16 protein-coding genes and 1 pseudogene are annotated in these 16,458 nt (G+C 70.0%); 11 read left to right on the top strand and 6 right to left on the bottom strand.

Annotation, left to right across the window (positions count from 1 at the left end; translation table 11 throughout):
• Window positions 1–10 precede the first annotated feature (10 nt).
• On the top strand, window positions 11–1,495 hold the full coding sequence (locus AB0M54_RS18345) for an FAD-dependent monooxygenase (protein WP_364472578.1): 1,485 nt from the start codon (window positions 11–13) through the stop codon (window positions 1,493–1,495).
• 57 nt (window positions 1,496–1,552) lie between these two features.
• Here the strand turns inward: AB0M54_RS18345 and AB0M54_RS18350 are convergent, their stop codons facing one another.
• The gene (locus tag AB0M54_RS18350; protein ID WP_364472580.1) at window positions 1,553–2,191 is read right to left on the bottom strand and encodes a TetR/AcrR family transcriptional regulator; all 639 of its coding nucleotides are present in this window, start codon (window positions 2,189–2,191) and stop codon (window positions 1,553–1,555) included.
• A gap of 192 nt (window positions 2,192–2,383) precedes the next feature.
• Between AB0M54_RS18350 and AB0M54_RS18355 the strand changes: the two genes are divergently transcribed.
• From AB0M54_RS18355 to AB0M54_RS18365, 3 genes are all read left to right on the top strand, one after another.
• On the top strand, window positions 2,384–3,118 hold the full coding sequence (locus AB0M54_RS18355) for an SDR family oxidoreductase (protein WP_364472582.1): 735 nt from the start codon (window positions 2,384–2,386) through the stop codon (window positions 3,116–3,118).
• Window positions 3,119–3,266: 148 nt separating this feature from the next.
• Window positions 3,267–3,890, top strand: coding sequence for an NAD(P)-binding domain-containing protein (locus AB0M54_RS18360; protein WP_364472584.1), 624 nt, complete (start codon window positions 3,267–3,269; stop codon window positions 3,888–3,890).
• Between the two features lie 124 nt (window positions 3,891–4,014).
• Entirely contained in the window at window positions 4,015–4,914 is a 900-nt protein-coding gene (locus AB0M54_RS18365) for a TIGR03619 family F420-dependent LLM class oxidoreductase (protein ID WP_364472586.1), read from the top strand.
• Here the strand turns inward: AB0M54_RS18365 and AB0M54_RS18370 are convergent.
• On the bottom strand, window positions 4,909–5,808 hold the full coding sequence (locus AB0M54_RS18370; protein WP_364472588.1) for an AraC family transcriptional regulator: 900 nt from the start codon (window positions 5,806–5,808) through the stop codon (window positions 4,909–4,911). The two genes, AB0M54_RS18365 and AB0M54_RS18370, sit on opposite strands and share 6 nt — an antisense overlap.
• An 89-nt stretch (window positions 5,809–5,897) precedes the next feature.
• On the opposite strand from AB0M54_RS18370, the gene AB0M54_RS18375 reads away from it, so the two are divergent.
• Window positions 5,898–6,899, top strand: a complete 1,002-nt coding sequence (locus tag AB0M54_RS18375; RefSeq protein ID WP_364472589.1) for an aldo/keto reductase — start codon at window positions 5,898–5,900, stop codon at window positions 6,897–6,899.
• Window positions 6,900–7,019: 120 nt separating this feature from the next.
• Here the strand turns inward: AB0M54_RS18375 and egtD are convergent, their stop codons facing one another.
• From egtD to egtA, 4 genes are read right to left on the bottom strand one after another with little or no spacing between them, the layout of a single operon-like run.
• A complete protein-coding gene (egtD, locus tag AB0M54_RS18380; protein ID WP_364472591.1) occupies window positions 7,020–8,000 on the bottom strand; it encodes an L-histidine N(alpha)-methyltransferase in 981 nt (326 codons plus the stop codon).
• A complete protein-coding gene (gene egtC / locus AB0M54_RS18385; protein WP_364472593.1) occupies window positions 7,997–8,740 on the bottom strand; it encodes an ergothioneine biosynthesis protein EgtC in 744 nt (247 codons plus the stop codon). The genes egtD and egtC overlap by 4 nt, the downstream gene beginning before the upstream one ends.
• Window positions 8,740–10,038 carry an ergothioneine biosynthesis protein EgtB gene (gene egtB, locus AB0M54_RS18390; protein ID WP_364472595.1) on the bottom strand — a complete coding sequence of 433 codons (1,299 nt, stop codon included), beginning with the start codon at window positions 10,036–10,038 and terminating at the stop codon, window positions 8,740–8,742. Before egtB ends, egtC begins: the two co-directional genes overlap by 1 nt.
• Window positions 10,035–11,264, bottom strand: a complete 1,230-nt coding sequence (gene egtA / locus AB0M54_RS18395; protein WP_364472596.1) for an ergothioneine biosynthesis glutamate--cysteine ligase EgtA — start codon at window positions 11,262–11,264, stop codon at window positions 10,035–10,037. Before egtA ends, egtB begins: the two co-directional genes overlap by 4 nt.
• Before the next feature lie 422 nt (window positions 11,265–11,686).
• Between egtA and AB0M54_RS18400 the strand changes: the two are divergent.
• The 6 genes and pseudogenes from AB0M54_RS18400 to AB0M54_RS18425 all read left to right on the top strand — a co-directional run.
• Window positions 11,687–12,025: pseudogene (locus tag AB0M54_RS18400) on the top strand (FAD-dependent oxidoreductase); the annotation flags it as partial.
• Between the two features lie 61 nt (window positions 12,026–12,086).
• Complete coding sequence (locus AB0M54_RS18405) at window positions 12,087–12,329, top strand: hypothetical protein (protein ID WP_364472713.1); 243 nt, start codon at window positions 12,087–12,089, stop codon at window positions 12,327–12,329.
• Between the two features lie 177 nt (window positions 12,330–12,506).
• Window positions 12,507–13,433 (top strand): ATP-binding cassette domain-containing protein, encoded by a 927-nt coding sequence (locus AB0M54_RS18410; RefSeq protein WP_364324648.1) that lies wholly within the window; start codon window positions 12,507–12,509, stop codon window positions 13,431–13,433.
• The gene (locus AB0M54_RS18415; RefSeq protein ID WP_364472598.1) at window positions 13,430–14,278 is read left to right on the top strand and encodes an ABC transporter permease subunit; all 849 of its coding nucleotides are present in this window, start codon (window positions 13,430–13,432) and stop codon (window positions 14,276–14,278) included. The genes AB0M54_RS18410 and AB0M54_RS18415 overlap by 4 nt, the downstream gene beginning before the upstream one ends.
• Window positions 14,279–14,353: 75 nt before the next feature.
• Window positions 14,354–15,622: a histidine kinase gene (locus tag AB0M54_RS18420; RefSeq protein ID WP_364324654.1), complete on the top strand. Its 1,269-nt coding sequence runs from the start codon at window positions 14,354–14,356 to the stop codon at window positions 15,620–15,622.
• The gene (locus AB0M54_RS18425; protein WP_364324657.1) at window positions 15,619–16,296 is read left to right on the top strand and encodes a response regulator transcription factor; all 678 of its coding nucleotides are present in this window, start codon (window positions 15,619–15,621) and stop codon (window positions 16,294–16,296) included. Before AB0M54_RS18420 ends, AB0M54_RS18425 begins: the two co-directional genes overlap by 4 nt.
• The last annotated feature ends 162 nt before the right edge of the window (window positions 16,297–16,458 follow it).

The raw sequence follows: 16,458 nt of genomic DNA on the forward strand, positions 1-16,458 counted from the left end.
GGGGCATCGGATGGATGCCGAGGTGATCGTCGTGGGAGCGGGCCCCACCGGCCTCATGCTGGCCGGGGAACTGGCCCTGGCCGGCGTCCGCGTGCGGGTCGTGGAGCGGCGCGACTCGCCGCAACGCCACTCGCGGGCCCTCACCCTGCATCCGCGTAGCGTCGAGGTGCTGGACCAGCGCGGGCTGGCCGATGCCTTCCTGGTGGAAGGCAAGCCCGTTCCCGGATGGCACTTCGCGGGACTACCGACGCGGCTGGACTTCGCCGCCCTGGACAGCCGGCACGGCTACACGCTGTTCCTGGCCCAGGCGCGGACCGAGCGGCTGCTGACCGAGTGGGTGCGCGACCTGGGCGTACCGATCTCGCGTGGCTCGGTGGTAACCGGAGTTTCCCAGGACCACGGCGGTGTCACCGTCGCGGTCGGCGACACCGAGCTGACGGCCAAATATGTCGTCGGCTGCGACGGTGGCCGCAGCGTCGTCCGGCGAGCAGCCCGGATCGAGTTTCCCGGAACCGACGAGACCCTCACCGGCATGCTCGGCGACTTCGCCGTCGTCGACGCCTCCACCCTGAGCCGGGCCGAATCCGGTGGCGTGCTGGCCGTTCCGCTCGGCGACGGGACAACCCGCTTTGTGGTTGTCGACCCGCAACGGATGCGGGAGTCGTCGTCGACGCCGGTGACCCTCCACGAATTCCGGACCTCGCTGCTGCGATCCTGCGGAACAGATTTCGGCGTCGCCGAGCCCCGCTGGCTGTCCCGCTTCGGCAACGCCACCCGGCTTGCCATGCGATACCGGGCCGGCCGCGTCCTGCTGGCCGGCGACGCCGCGCACATCCACTTCCCGGCGGCCGGGCAAGGCCTCAACGCCGGGCTGCAGGACGCGGTGAACCTCGGCTGGAAGCTGGCCGCGGCGGTGCACGGGTGGGCGCCGGACGGACTGCTCGACACGTATCACGATGAGCGTCATCCGGTCGGTGCCGCCGTCACCGCCAACACCGAGGTGCAGACCTTGCTGCTGGAGCTGACGCTGGTCGGGCAGTACGAGCGGCCGGCCACAGCCTTGCGCGCTTTGCTCGACGATCTGCTCGGCATCGACGTCGTCAACCGGCGGATCGCCGGCGCGGTATCGGCACTGGACACCCGGTACGGCACGTCCGCGGAACCATTGATCGGCGCCCGTATGCCGGATATCGCGTTGTCCTCCCACGCCAGCGTTTACGAACTGCTCCACGGGGGCTCGTTCCTGCTGCTCACGATGTCCGGCGTAGGTCCGGCGACGGGAGAGGTCGCCGGCTGGGCCGACCGCGTCGTCCTCGGGACCGCCTCGTCCGGATCGCACCCAGCCCTGGCCGGCGTCACCGAAGTCCTCGTCCGCCCGGACGGCCACGTCGCCTGGCTCAGCCGCGACGACCGGCCGGTTGTCGAGCGCACGAACGCGCTGATGGCCTGGGCGGGTCGGCAGACGGAACGTACGGATGGCCGCGGCCAGATCTAGCGACCCGCTCTCCGGCCCCGCCGAGCCCGGCGACGTCTTCCGGGCGACGACGCGTGATCAGCCTGCCACCGGAACGGGAGTGGTCCCGATGGTTCCGCGGTCATCGGTGGGCTCCCGAGGAGATGACGTGGGGATGGCGTTGTCGATGAGGACGGCGGCGATGGCGGCGGCGGTGGGGAAGGAATCGCTGTTGAGGACTCGGGTGCGGGCCGAGGCGCCGTCGATCAGCAGCGCCAGTTGTTCGCCGAGCTGTTTGGGGTTGGTGGCGCCGGCTTCGCGGGCGGTTTCGGTGAGCCGCGCGGCGATGGCGGTCTTGTAGTCGCGTGCGTACCTGGACGCGGGGTGTTGGGGGTCGTGGAGTTCGACGGCCGCCCCGATGTAGGGGCACAGCGGCGTGGACGCGGGCATCTCGAAGGCGGCGAGGAGTCGTTCGCGGGGTGTGAGGTCGGTGCGGTCGAACACCCCGGGCATGACGTCGGGATCGAATCGGCGCAGGTATTCGGCGACGAGTTCGTCCTTGCTGCTGAAGTGCTGGTAGGCCGTGCGCTTGGACACCTGGGCGGCGGCGCAGAGTTGGTCCATGCCGGTGCGGTTGATGCCCTGCTCCCGGAACAGCTGCTGTGACGCGCTGAGGATGCGCTCGTGCGCGCCCCGGCCGCGGCGCCGGCCCAGGGGCCCCTTCTCCAACTCCGTCATGGCCGCAGCATAGCTCGTTCGGTACCGATCGGTCTACATAGATCGCGTTAACCACACCCTGCGCCTGGACCGTGCCCGGCGTCTCACGGCCGAGTGCGGTACCGATCGGTGTACGTAGCTTGTGCTCCCGCCGACCGTCGGGTACGTTACATAAACAGAACGGTGTACCTAACTCAACTCAACGGAGTGATCGTGGGAAAGCTCGATGGCAAGGTTGCGGTAATCACGGGCGCGACAAGCGGGATGGCGCTGGCCGGTGCCAAGCTGTTCGTTGACGAGGGAGCTCATGTCTTCATCACCGGCCGGCGGAAGGACGCGCTGGACGAAGCCGTCAAGCTGATCGGCCGGAACGTGACCGGCGTCCAGGGTGACGCGGCCGACCTCGACGATCTGGACCGCTTGTTCGACACGGTCAAGCGGGAAAAGGGCCACATCGACGTGCTGTGGGCAAGTGCCGGGATGGGAGAGCAGGGCGGGCTCGGCGAGATGACGGCGGAGCACTTCGATGCCCTCTTCTCGCTCAACGCGCGCGGCACGCTGTTCACCGTCCAGAAGGCGCTGCCGCTGTTCAACGATGGCGGCTCGATCTTCATGACCGGGTCGAACGCGTCGCTGCGGGGCTACCCCGGCTGGAGTGCGTACGCAGCGAGCAAGGCCGTGCTGCCCGCCTACGCGCGGGTGTGGGTGTCCGAGTTGCGGGACCGGAAGATCCGGGTGAACGTGCTGACTCCCGGCCAGGTCGCCACGCCGGTTCTGGAGCAGGTGATGGACGCGGAGATGAAGGCGCAGTTCGAATCCGTGATCCCGCGGCGAGAGATGGGCCACCCGGAAGAGATCGCGTCGGTCGCCCTGTTCCTCGCCTCGAACGACTCGAGCTATGTCAATGGCATGGAGCTGGTCGCCGACGGCGGCACCACAGTGATCTGAACCGAAGATTCGCGGTCAACGGGGATGGGCCGCATCTCCTCGACGCGGACGGCAAGGACGCGGACGGCAAGGTTGCCGAGGTGACCATGGTTGGCGTCCGCTGCCGTCCGCCGTCGAGATTCCTCGAGAACGGAAAGAGAGAACACTCATGAGCAGCATCACCCTCATCGGTACGGGAAACATGGCACGCGCCATCGGCACGCTCGCGGTGGCGGGCGGCAACACCGTCGAGGTCATGGGACGTGATCAGGCCAAGGCCGACAACCTGGCCAAGGCTCTGGGCGGCGGCGCGACGACGGGCAAGTGGGGCACCGTCCCGGCCGGGGACATCGTCATCACGGCCCTGTTGTACGCCGCTGTCGTTCCGGCCGTCGCCGAGTACGGGGACGCCCTCGCGGGCAAGATCATCGTCGACATCAGCAACCCCTTCAACGCCACGTTCGACGGGCTGGCCCACAGTGAGGAGACCTCGATCGCGCGGGAAGTCGCCAAGGCGGCCCCGGCCGACGTGAGCGTGGTGAAGGGCTTCAACACCATCTTCCGTAATGTCCTGGAGAATGGCCGGCCCGACGTGTTCATCGCCGGCGACAACGCGCAGGCCAAGGCGGACGTGGCGGCATTCATCCAGAGCCTCGGGCTGCGCCCGCTGGACGTCGGCGGTCTGAAGATGGCGCACTGGCTGGAAGGAATGGGTCTGGCCACGGTTGGCCTCGCCGGCAACGGGGTCGGCCACTTCGACTTCGCTCTCGGCGTCAACGAGTTCGCCGGCTGAGCGCCCGGGGGAGCAGCCGGCGAACAGGTCGCCGTGCGCCCCGGGCGATGGTTGATGGATCACCGATCCATTGATGTCGGATGTCGAATGTCGGCCAACGATTCTGCCCGAGGAGACTCTCGCGATGAAGCTCGGTTTCGTGATTCCCATTGTCGGGCCCGCCGTCAGCGGCGCCCCGGGCCTGAGCGCGTTCTGCCGCGGACTCGAGGACCTCGGCTACGACACCCTGTGGGTCGGCGATCGCCTGGTCACGCCGATTGATGTGGGCGATGACTACCTGGCCCTCGGGCCGCAGATGACCCGCTCCCTCAATCCGGTGCTGCTGTTGACCGTCGCCGCGGCGGCGACCAGCCGGATGCGCCTGAACGCCAGCACGCTCAGCACGTTCTATTACGAGCCGCCGCACCTGGCCCGGCTGCTGACCACGCTCGACGTGGTCAGCGACGGCCGCCTTGGCGTTGGTGTGGGGCTGGGATGGATGAAGCAGGAGTACGACGTCAGCCGCGGCGCCGACTGGCACCGGCGCGGCAAGATGCTCGATGACATGCTGGCGTTCCTGCACGCGTGGTGGACGACCGATCCCGTGGCCTGGACCAGCGAGTTCTTCACCTTGCCACCGGTACACGCCGGCCTGCGTCCGGTCCAGGTGGGCGGCCCACCCATCTGGATCGGCGGTGCCAGCGAGGCCGCCATGCGCCGGGTCGGCCGCAGCGGGGTCGGTTGGCTCGGGGTCGAGGGGCCGGCGCCTGCCGCGGCCGGCGGGCGGGATGCGGGCGCCGACCGCCTGTGGTCGATCGCGCGCCGAGCGGCGCAGGACGCCGGCCGCGATCCCGACGCGCTGAAGACGGCCATGCGGATCAACCTCGAACCGGGCACGTCCGTCGGCTCGCTGGCGGACAGGTTGCAGCGGTACGCCGAGTCCGGCGTTGACGAGGCGTACTTCCATCCGTTCAGGATGTTCACCGGCCTTGACGAGATGCTCGACTTCGCCGGCCAGGTGATCGCGCGTACCGGCAGGTTATGAGCCCGCGCTCGGGCTGGTCACCGCGTCCACCGCCAGGCGGCTGCGCAACATCGCGGTGTCGCGGCCGGGTGAGATCCCGTACTGCCGGTTGTACTCGCGGTTGAACTGGGTCGCGCTGGCATACCCGACCGCGCCCGCCGCCCCGGCCGCGGTCACCTGCCCGGACACCAGCAGCCGGCGCGCCTCCTGCAGGCGCAGTAGTTTTTGGAACTGGACCGGGCTCATCCCGGTCGCCGCCTTGAAGTGCCGATACAACGACGCCACGCTCATCTGACCGGCTGCGGCCACGGCCTCCACTGTCAACGGCTCCCTGAAATGCCGGCGAATCCACTGTGCCGCGGTTCGTACCTGCGCGACGCGCGAGTCGGCCAACGTGAACTGGCGCAGCGTCGGGCCCAGTGGCCCGGTCAGCAGCCGGTACAGGATTTCGCCCTCGATCCGGCCGGCCAACGCCGGAATGTCCCCCGGCGTGTCCAGCAACCGCACCCAACGCAGAACGGCATCGATCAGCGCCGGCGTAACCGGCGCACTCGACATCCCACCGGCGCCGGGCGCTTCTCGCGGCGGCGTGCCGCCCAGTTCGAGCAGGAGGTCCGAGAGCACCCGGCCGTCGAGCCGGAGTACCACCGAGCGGTACGGCACCTGGTCGAACATGGCCGTGATCGGCACTTCCAGCGAGCTCAGAAACATCGTGCCGGCGCCCGTGCGCCAGCTGAGGTCGCCCGCCTCGATGCGTTTGGCGCCCGCGGCCACGAAGCAGACCATCGGCTCATACAGCATGTCATGCGGGTCGGTCGAGCTGTCCATCCGGACGAGCGTCAACCGGGGAATCATGGTGTCCACCCAGATCGGGACGCTGTGCCGGGCGACAACGTCGGCCAGTTCGTCGAGCATGCGCCGAAACCTTTCGCTGAGAGAATCAGGCAACACTACGCACGTACTGGCCCATGCCGCGGCCGTGAGTCATGCATAGCGTTGCGGCCATGACTAACGGGCAGATGCCGACTCGTCAGCTGGGCTCGCAAGGGTTGCGGGTCGGAGCTGTCGGGCTGGGCACGATGGGCATGACCATGGCTTATGGTCCCGGCGATCCCGGCGGGAGCACTGCGGCGATCCATCGGGCGTACGAGCTGGGGGTGACGTTGTTCGACACCGCGGAGCTGTACGGGCTGGGCACCGGCAGTAGTGAACAGCTCCTCGGCCGTGCGGTCCGGGGCTTCCGCGGTGACGTCGTGCTGGCTACGAAGTTCGGCTACGACCTCAGCGATCCGGCCAAGATCGGCACGGCGCTGAACAGCCGGCCGCACCACATCCGCGAGGTCACCGAGAACAGCCTGCGTCACCTGGGCACCGACCACATCGATCTGCTCTACCAGCACCGGGTTGACCCGGCCGTGCCGATCGAGGACGTCGCCGGAACGGTGGGTGAGCTGGTTGCCGAAGGAAAAGTGCGCTGGTTCGGCCTCAGCGAGGCCGGTGAGGACGAGATCAGGCGGGCCCACGCGGCTCATCCGGTGTCCGTGCTGCAGACCGAGTACTCGGTGTTCGAGCGCGCGGTAGAGGCCGATGTGCTGCCGGCGTTGCGGGAACTCGGCATCGGCTTCGTACCGTACTCACCCCTCGGTCGGGGATTTCTGACCGGCGACGTGCGGCCGGCGGCAGCGTATCCGCCGGACGACATGCGCAGCTGGGACGATCGCTGGCAGCCCGGAAACTACGAAAGCAACGTGTCGGCCGTCGGTGAGCTGACCGCGATCGCCCGGGGAAAGAACGCCACCGTCGCGCAGCTCGCGTTGGCCTGGCTCCTCGCCCAAGGAGACGACATCGTCCCGATCCCCGGAACCCGTGACCCACGACGGGTCGAGGAGAACGTCCGCGCGGCGTCGCTTGCCCTGACCGACGGGGATCTGAAACGTATTCACGCCGTACTGCCGCACGGCGCGGCCGGCGCCCGCTATCCGGTAGCGCTGATGCCCCACTGGTGATGTGGTGACGCCGGCAGGAGATGCGCCGGCCGCCGCCATCGAAAGGCCTCGGACCGCCCGGGTAGCGGTCCGGGGCCTCTCTCCTCCCCACCGGTGCGCCTGACGGCGCTGTTGCCGCCCTCAGCTCAGCGGAATGGCCTTGGCGAGGGAAACGGCGAACAGCCCGTCCTGGTCGGTCCACCAGTGGTCGAGGGTGAACCCGGCCTCGGTCAGCTCTCTCTGCACGCCTGAACGGCTGAACTTGGCGGACACCTCGGTGCGGACCTCCTCGCCGGCCGCGAAGTCGACGACCAGGTCGGCGCCGGGGATCGTCACGCGCATCGGCCAGCGGGCGCGCAGCCGCATCTCGATCCACTCCTGCTCGGCGTCCCAGAGCGCGACGTGGGTGAACCCGTCCAGATCGAAGTCGGCGTCCAAGCTGTTGTTGAGGACCCGCAGGACATTGCGGTTGAACGCCGCGGTGACCCCTTGCGCGTCGTCGTACGCCGGCACCACGACGCTCGGGCTCTTCACCAGATCGGTGCCGAGCAGCAGGTGCTCGCCGGGCTCGAGCACCGCGCGCACCTCGGCGAGGAAAGCCGCCCGCTCGGCCGGCAGGAGGTTGCCGATCGTGCCGCCGAGGAACGCGACGAGACGGTCACCGCCGACCGGCAGGTGCTTCAGGTGGCGGGTGAGGTCGCCGACGACGTTGTGTACCCGCAGACCGGGATAGTCGGCCGTGATCCGGTCGGCGGCCGCGGCCAGCGCGGTGGGGGAGACGTCCATCGGCACGAAGGTCTCGAGGACGCCGGACGCGGTGAGCGCGTCGAGCAGGAGGCGCGTCTTGGTGGAGTAGCCCGAGCCGAGTTCGAGCAGTGACCGCGCCCGGGTGTGCCGGGCGATCTCGGCGGCCCGGTCGGTGAGGATCTGCCGCTCGGCGCGGGTCGGGTAGTACTCGCGCAGCTCGGTGATCTGCTCGAAGAGTTCGCTGCCCCGGGCATCGTAGAACCACTTCGGCGGTAGCCACTTCTTCTCGGCGGTCAGTCCGGTGATCACGTCACTGCGCAGGCTACGGCTGATCTCGTCGTCGTCGAGGTGGACGTCGAGGGCGGGTACGTTCACAGTTCTCCCAGGGTCTTCGTGGTGAGGGTGGTGGCCGTGGCGATCAGCAGGGTCCGGTCGGGGACGGGCTGCCAGCCGCGATCGTCGTCGAGCGGCTCGGAGGCCACGACGACGTCGGCCGCGCGGCGCCGGACCGACAGCGAGTGACCGGCGGTGGTGGCCGCGAGCGACGTTCCGTCGGTGAGCAGCATGTTGAGGCGGGAGCCGGGCGCGGCCGGTTCGACCTCGGCCACGACCGAGGCGAGGGCGTCGGCCGGGGTGGCGCCGGCCCGCAGCCGATCGCGGACGAACGCCCAGAGCAGGGCCGCGTCGGTGGGAGCGTCGAGGGTGAGCAGATCGGTCGTGGGCAGGGCCGAGGCCGGTTTCGCCATCGAGCCGGGCCAGCCGGCGACGATCCCGTTGTGACTGAACAGCCACGGGCCCTCACCGAACGGCGCGGCTGCGGTTTCGGTGACGGGCATCCCGACGGTGGCGCTGCGTACGGCGGCGAGCACCGTGGTCGAGGTCACCGTCGCCGCCAGCCCCGCCAGCGTGGGGTCGCTCCAGATCGGGGTGTGCCGCCGGTACCTGACCGCACCGTTCGGCGTGTACCAGCCGATCCCGAACCCGTCGGCGTTGATGGTGCCGCCCCCGCGCATGTCCTTGGGCGCCCACGACTGCCGCACCAGCCCGTGCGGAGGATCGAACAACACCGCCGACAGGGGTACGGGCGGTCCGAGGTACCCGAGGTGACGGCACATCAGGCGTCCCGCGCGCAGCGGAATCCGCTGAAGATCTGCCGGCGGATCGGGTAGTCCCAGTTGCGGAAGGTGCCGCGGCAGGCGGCCGCGTCGGTGCCGAACGATCCGCCGCGCAGCACCTTGTACTCCGGGCCGAAGAAGACCTCCGAATACTCCGGGTACGGAAACGCGACGAACCCGGGGTAGCCGAGGAAGTCGCTGGACGTCCACTCCCAGACGTCCCCGATGAGCTGGTGCACCCCGCTCGGCGAGGCGCCGGCCGGGTACGCGCCCGCGGCGGCGGGCTGCAGGTGCCGCTGTCCGAGGTTCGCGTGGTCGGCGGTGGGTGGCTCGTCGCCCCATGGGAAGCGCCGGGAGCGGCCGGTCGCCGGGTCGAACCGCGCGGCCTTCTCCCACTCGGCCTCGGTGGGCAGCCGCTTGCCGGCCCACGCCGCGTACGCCTCCGCCTCGTAGAAGCAGACGTGCACCACCGGCTCGTCCGGGATGATCCGCGAGATGCGGCCGAACCGCGTGTACGCCCACTCGTCGCCGTCCCGCTGCCAGTGCTGCGGCGCGCTCAGCCCGGCCGTCTGCCGGTGTCGCCACCCCGCCGGGCTCCACCAGCGCGGATCGTCGTATCCCCCGGCGTCGAGGAAGGCGGCGTACTGCCCGTTGGTGACCGGCGCCCGGTCCATGAAGAACGTCGCTACGTCGACCCGGTGGGCCGGGCGCTCGTTGTCCAGCGCCCACGGCTCCGTGCTGGTACCCATCGTGAACGCACCGCCGGGGATCAGCACCTCGCCGCCGACCGGCACCGCCGCGCCGGGCGGTGGTTGCGCCTGCAGCACGGGCGCGCCGGCCCGCAGCTGGTGGGTGGCGAGCATGGTCTCGTCGTGCTGCTGCTCGTGCTGGACGATCATGCCGAACGCGAACCCGTGCTCCACCAGCGGCGTCCCGTCCAGCCGCGAGTGGTCGAGGACGTCGAGCACCTTGTCCCGCACCGTCGCCACGTAGCGGCGGGCCTCGGCCGGCCCGAGCAGCGGCAGTTGCGGGCGGTCGCGGCGCGGATGCTTGAAGGCGTCGTACAGCTCATCGATGTCGTGTCGCACCGGTTCGCGGCCGCCGACGTCGCGGACCAGCCAGAGCTCCTCCTGGTTGCCGACGTGGGCCAGGTCCCACACCAGCGGGGACATCAGCGGTGAGTGCTGCCGGATCAGGTCTTCCTCGTCGACTGCCTCGGTGAGCAGAACGGTGCGGTCGCGGGCCCGATTCAGTTCGGTGGCGACCAGGCTGCGCAGGCGTTCGGTCTCGACGGTCATCGCTGCTCCTCGGTGACATCGGCGCGGCGCAGACGCCGCTGGACGGTCTCGACGACGTGGGTGCTGAGGTCGGCGGGCAGGGACAGCCGGTCCGCGGCCAGCTCGGTGAGGGTCGCGGCGGAGCGGCGCAGTGCCGGGTCGGCCAGCCCGCGGCGGTACGCGCTGCGCCAGCGCCCAGCCACCGGCTGAGCCAGCTCCAGCGCCCGCTCGGTGGTCCGGTGATCGGCGAAGAGGGCGGCGAGCATCGCCACCGGCGCGATCCATTCGTCACCCGGCTGCGCGTCGAGATAGCGAACCTCGAGGTAGCCGTGCGGGCGGACCGGCGGGAAGAGCGTGCTCAGGTGGTACTCGACGTCGCTCGCGGTGGGCGGCCGCGGGAGAACCCCGGTGACCCAGTCGGCGAGGGTCGCTCCGGGCGGTGGATCCCAGCGGCCATCGCCGCGGCGGACGCAGACCAGGGGAGCGGCCAGCGCGTACCGGACCCAGGCGGTGACCGGGTCACCGACCGGCTCGAGCGGCGGATGGGTGAGGCGGGGATCCATGCCCCACCACGCCGCCATGCGGGCTGAGGCCAGGCCGGTGTCCCGACCGGCGTGGCGGGCGGAGTTGGCGAAGAGGGCGATCAACGGCGGGCCGAGCGCGTGTGCGGTGGCCCAGCGGACCCCGAGTTCGGCCGGGGTACCGGCGTCGAGACAAACCTGCAGGCCGGCGGTGCTGCTCATCATGACGCGCCCGTGCGGGCCGCGGGTGTCGAAGGTCCGCTCCATGGCCGCGTAGCGCGGCGTGTCCAGCAGACGGCGGGGTGGGCGGTGCGCATCGATACCGTGCTCGCCGAGGCGCAGACCACCTTCGCTCAGCAGGCTGGTCAGGTGGGCGACGTCGGCGGTCACGGCCGCGTGCAGCGCGGCGGTCGACGGGGCCGGGGCCGAGGAGATCTCTAGTTGCCCGCCCGGCTCGAGGGTGACGCTGCCGCCGGCGGGCAGGGGATCGGGCGAGTGCTCTGGTCGGATGGTGGTTGGTGCGTGCGGGCCGAGGACGCGCCGAACAGTTGCCGGGTGGAGAGGCGCCTGAGGTGCCGTCGCATGGTGCACGGTCCACTCGAGCTCGGCGCCGATCAGCTCCGGCGGTCCCGTCTTGAAACAGATGGCGCGGATGTGTCCCTCGACGGCCTCCAGAGTGCGCAACTCATGGTCGGCGTCGATGGTGTCCCGGTCGAGCGTCGTCATCGGACCGACCCCCGTTACGAAGCTGAACTGCCGTCTACAACATCGGACGTTAGGCCAGAGGTACGACGGAACCCAGCGGACAGCGGCTGATGTTGGGGCGGATGGACCGGCCACAGCCAGCGGATTCGTGCAGAAATATGAGCTGTGTCACTGTGTTCTCGGGGGCGCGTTCCGGAGGTGCCGCTCGAACGCGAGGTGGACCGGAAGATCCGTCGGTGCCCGTGCGACCGGTGCGCGCGCAGCGGGGTGGCGTCCACGTTGTGGAGGTCGGCACCGCGCGGGACGGCCAGGGAAACGGGCTGCTCCGGTGGGTCACCGCCAAACCTTTCCTTCTCGACAAAACGTACATTCTTCGGGGTGCGGGCGGCCATGGCCGCGTCGGATCAGGGTCTGTCCCGGGCGTTCGCGGCTAGGAAAGAACCATGCGAATTGTCATCGTCGGCGGCGGCCTCGTCGGGCTGACGACCGGCGCCACCCTGCAGGACGCCGGGCACGATGTCACCGTCCTGGAGCAGGCGGCCGAGATCCGATCGAGTGGCGCCGCCATCAGTCTGTGGAGCAACGCGATGCGTGAACTCGACAGGATCGGGGTCGGACCGGACATCCGCAAGGTGGGTCACGAAATCGTGGGCCGGCTCTTCGACACCGACGGGCGAGATGTTCTCGGTGAAGGACTCGGTGTGTCCGATCGGGCGTTGATGGTGCCGCGATCCGTTCTCATCAAGCTGCTTGCTGAGGCTGTCGGTCCGGCCAGCATCCGTCTCGATGCTCACGTGACCGGCTTCGACGACCGCGGCGACGAGGTTGTCGTAGATGTGGCGGGTGGTCCACATCGCGTCGGGCGGCACACTCGGCATCGAGGACGCCGGTGCGCTGCGCGCGGCGTTGGCGGAGGCGCCGGACACGGGCACGGCGCTTGTCCGGTACGAGGAGGCTCGCATGGCCGGGTTCGATCGTGTCCGCGCGTTCTCGCTCGACCTGGAGCGCGCGTCCGACGCCGCGGAGTACGCCCAACGCTGGGCCCAGTTCAGCCACTGGATGCTGACGACCGCCCCGGTCGCCTGATTCAGGCTCCGCTCCTTCGCAGCAAGCAATGGACATCGCCCGCATCGGAAGTGATACCGCGGTACCACGGCGCCGGCCGAAGACGGTACCGCGGTACCACGGATCGGTGATCACCCGGACCTAGCGTCCTTGGCAGGACGCCGACGACATCGGCGGCGGAACTCCGATGGGGGAGCGATGATCGAGGCGCGACAGCTGACCAAACGGTACGGCGACAAGACCGCTGTGGACGGCGTGGACTTCACCGTCCGGCCGGGCGCGGTGACCGGCTTCCTGGGGCCGAACGGCGCCGGGAAGTCCACCACCATGCGGATGATCATCGGGCTGGACGCGCCGACCTCCGGGACGGTGACGGTCAACGGCCGCCGCTACGCCGGGCATCCCGCCCCGCTGCAAGAGGTCGGCGCGCTGCTCGAGGCTCGGTCGATCCACCCGGGGCGCTCGGCGTTCGACCACCTGAAGGTCCTCGCGTACACCCATGGAATCTCCCGGGCCCGGGTGACCGAGGTGATCGAGCTGACCGGGTTGCAGTCGGTGGCCCGCAAGCGCGCCGGCGTGTTCTCGCTCGGCATGGGCCAGCGCCTGGGTATCGCCGCCGCGCTGCTCGGGGACCCGCAGACGGTCATGCTGGACGAGCCGGTCAACGGGCTCGACCCGGAGGGTGTGCTCTGGATCCGCAACCTGCTCACCGGCCTGGCCGCCGAGGGCCGCACCGTCTTCGTCTCGTCCCACCTGATGAGCGAGATGGCGCTGGTCGCCGACCGGCTCATCATCGTCGGACGGGGCCGGGTCCTGGCCGACACGACCGTGCAGGATCTGGTCCTGCGGGCCGGTGGCGACACCGTCGTGGTCGCCACCGACGACCCGGCCGAGCTGCGCCGGGTGCTGGCCGCGCCGGGTGTCGAGATCTCCGGGCGCCCCGGGTCCGAGCAGCTCAGCGTCACCGGTCTGTCGGCGCGGGAGATCGGGCGCAAGGCGGCCGGCCGCGGTCTCACCCTGTTCGAGCTCACCGCCAAGACCGTCTCCCTCGAGGAGGCGTTCATGGACCTCACCAAGGACTCGGTCGAATACCACGCCACAAACACCCCTGCGAGGGCAGCATGAGCATCGTCACCGACACCCGACCCGCCGGAACCGCGCCGGTGCGGCACGTCGATCGCCACCTGAAAGTGACCGGCCGGCGGGTGCTGCGCTCCGAGTGGGCCAAGCTGTGGTCGTTGCGCTCGACCTGGATCACGCTCGGGCTGGGGCTGCTGTTCCTGCTCGGCTTCGGCGCCATCGCGGCGCTGCGCTACAAGTCGCAGATCGATTCCGGCCAGCCGATGGACCCCGATTTCGCCGACGCCACGACCTACAGCCTGGCGCTCTTCGGAGTCCCGTTCGCCCTGATCGCGCTCGGCGTGCTGGGCGTGCTGACCGCCTCCGGCGAATACACGACCGGCATGATCAGGTCGACGTTGGCCGCCGTGCCGCGACGCCTGCCGGTGCTGTGGTCCAAGGCCGCCGTCTACGGGGCACTCGCCTTCGTCGTCGCGACGGTCGGGGTCTTCGCCGGGTTCATGATCAGCAGTGGGGTCCTGTCCGGCACCCCGCTCGAGATGAGCATCTCGGACGACGGTGTCCTGCGCGGCCTGTTCGGCGCCGGGCTCTACCTGGCCGTGATCGGTGTCATCGGGGTCGCGCTGGGCGCCCTGCTGCGCTCGACCGCGGGCGGCATCTCGGCCCTGGTCGGCACATTTCTGCTGGTGCCGGGTCTGATGTCGCTGCTGCCGAAGTCCTGGCGCGACGATCTCACCCCGTACCTGCCCAGCAACGCCGGCGAGTCGATCTTCGCCCTGCACCACTCCACCGGGACGCTGTCGGCGGGCGCCGGGCTGCTGGTCCTGCTCGGCTGGACCGCGCTGGCACTCGGCGGCGCCGCGTACCGGCTGAAGCGGTCGGACGCCTGATCGCGGCCGGAACACTCGCGCGACGGCATCCGGCCTGACCGGGTGCCGTCCGCCGCTTTGCTGGAGGATGGGCCGGTGAGCAGCGAGGACAGCGCGGTCGGAATCTTGGTCGGGCATCCCGTTGCCGTCCGGTTGCTCCACGCCGCCCAACGCGTGCGGGAGTGGCACGCCAGGCATCGGTGGGTGCTCGACACCGCCACGGTGGTGGTGGTCTTCCTCTGGTTCTGCCTGCCTGACCTGGTTCCCGACCGGGGCCGGCCGGACGACGCGCCGATCGCCTTCACCGAGCGTCCGCTGCCGCAGATGCTGGTGTTGCAGTCGGTGCTGGTGGTGCCGCTGTGGTGGCGGCGCCGCACCCCGCTGGCCGTGTTCCTCACCGTCCTGACGTTCTTCGTGGCGCAGTGGGCGGCGGGGATCATGCTGCGGGCGGACGTCGCGCTGTTGGTCTCGATCTACAGCCTGGTGCTGTACGGCCGGCTGAGCCGCCTGCCCTGGGCCGTGCCCGGTCTGACCGTGGCGGTGGTCCTGGTGGCCGAACGGCTGTCCGACGTCGTCCCGGTGCGGGATGTGCTGTTCTTCGTCGGCAGCGTCGGAACAGCCGCGGTAGCGCTCGGCTTCGCGATCCGGATCCGCCGCGCCCAGCTGGCCGCACTGCGCGAACGTGCCGCCCAACTCGAGATCGAACGCGACCAGCGCCACCGGCTCGCGGTCGCCACCGAGCGGGCACGGGTCGCCCGCGAGATGCACGACATCCTCGGCCACAGCCTCTCGGTGATCATCACCCTGGCCGACGGCGGCGGACACGCGATGAACGCGGTCCCCGAACGCAGCAAGGAGGCGCTCCGGCTGATCGGCGACACCGGCCGCACCTCCCTCGCCGAGCTACGCCGCATGCTGGGCGTGCTCCATGAGGAGACCGACGAGCTCAACCTCAGCCCGCAACCCACCATCGCCGACCTGGACCTGCTGTGCGAGCAGATCCGGGCCGCCGGCCCGCAGGTCGAGTACCAGAGCGCCGGAGCCCTCGGCGCCATCGACTCCGGCGTGCAACTGGCGGCCTACCGCATCGCGCAGGAAGCGCTGACCAACGCGCTCAAGCACGCCGGGCCGCATACCCGCGTCCACCTGACCGTGCTGGTCGACGGTGATCGGCTGCGGATCACGGCTCGTGACACCGGCCGACCCGGCGGCGGCCGTTCTGGTCCCCCCGCTCCCGGGGGCCACGGCATGGTAGGCATGCGCGAGCGCGCCGCTCTCTACGCCGGGACGGTCACGGCCGGCCCGGCGCCCGGCGGCGGCTGGGTGGTAGCCGCCGACCTCGAACTGGGGAGTGAACCGGCATGATCACCGTCCTCATCGTGGACGACCAGCCGTTGCAACGTTTCGGCTTCCGGATGCTGCTGGACAGCAACCCGGGCACCGAAGTGGTCGGTGAGGCCCGCAACGGCGTCGAAGCGGTACGCCAGACCACCGAGCTGCGCCCCGACGTCGTGCTGATGGACGTGCGGATGCCCGGACTCGACGGCATCGAGGCCACCCGGCGGATCGTGGCGAACGGCGGCCGCTCGCACATCCTCATGCTGACGACGTTCGACCTCGATGAGTACGTGCACGCCGCGCTGCGGGCCGGCGCCAGTGGTTTCCTGCTCAAGGACGCGTACCCGGACGAGCTCTTCGCCGGGATCCGCGCCGTCGCCGCAGGCGACGCGATCATCGCTCCCACCCTGACCCGGCGCCTGCTCGACGCGTTCGCCCACCACCTCGGCGGCCCTGCGGCCACCGAACGACCGGCCGCGGACCCGCGACTCGGAACGCTGACGGAACGTGAGCGCGAAATTCTGGTCGCGATCGGCCGGGGCTGGACCAACGGCGAGATCGCCGAGCGGCTGGTGCTCTCCGAATCCACGGTCAAGACCCACGTCGGCCGAGTGCTCGCCAAGATCGGCGCCCGGGACCGGATCCAGGCCGTCATCTTCGCGTACGACCTGGGGCTGACCCGGCCACGCGACCCAGCGTGAGCCCTTCCTGCGTGAAAGAGCACACAAGGATGTCGACCTCACGGTGCAGACCCTGCTGTACGAACGCCTGTTTCGGTTCTCGGCCGGATACCACACAGCTACCGTTTTCGCAGTACGGATCAACTTCGGCGAGACGGCACCGACCATAGAGGACTGTCCAAT

Source organism: Actinoplanes sp. NPDC051470 (assembly GCF_040682035.1).
In the GTDB taxonomy this organism is placed as follows: Bacteria; Actinomycetota; Actinomycetes; order Mycobacteriales; family Micromonosporaceae; genus Actinoplanes.

Coding starts and splice junctions, on each gene's coding strand:
- AB0M54_RS18345 (WP_364472578.1), top strand. CDS start 11: ATGGATGCCGAGGTGATCGTCGTGGGAGCGGGCCCCACCGGCCTCATG.
- AB0M54_RS18350 (WP_364472580.1), bottom strand. CDS start 2,191: ATGACGGAGTTGGAGAAGGGGCCCCTGGGCCGGCGCCGCGGCCGGGGC.
- AB0M54_RS18360 (WP_364472584.1), top strand. CDS start 3,267: ATGAGCAGCATCACCCTCATCGGTACGGGAAACATGGCACGCGCCATC.
- AB0M54_RS18365 (WP_364472586.1), top strand. CDS start 4,015: ATGAAGCTCGGTTTCGTGATTCCCATTGTCGGGCCCGCCGTCAGCGGC.
- AB0M54_RS18370 (WP_364472588.1), bottom strand. CDS start 5,808: ATGCTCGACGAACTGGCCGACGTTGTCGCCCGGCACAGCGTCCCGATC.
- AB0M54_RS18375 (WP_364472589.1), top strand. CDS start 5,898: ATGACTAACGGGCAGATGCCGACTCGTCAGCTGGGCTCGCAAGGGTTG.
- egtC (WP_364472593.1), bottom strand. CDS start 8,740: ATGTGCCGTCACCTCGGGTACCTCGGACCGCCCGTACCCCTGTCGGCG.
- egtB (WP_364472595.1), bottom strand. CDS start 10,038: ATGACCGTCGAGACCGAACGCCTGCGCAGCCTGGTCGCCACCGAACTG.
- egtA (WP_364472596.1), bottom strand. CDS start 11,264: ATGACGACGCTCGACCGGGACACCATCGACGCCGACCATGAGTTGCGC.
- AB0M54_RS18410 (WP_364324648.1), top strand. CDS start 12,507: ATGATCGAGGCGCGACAGCTGACCAAACGGTACGGCGACAAGACCGCT.
- AB0M54_RS18415 (WP_364472598.1), top strand. CDS start 13,430: ATGAGCATCGTCACCGACACCCGACCCGCCGGAACCGCGCCGGTGCGG.
- AB0M54_RS18425 (WP_364324657.1), top strand. CDS start 15,619: ATGATCACCGTCCTCATCGTGGACGACCAGCCGTTGCAACGTTTCGGC.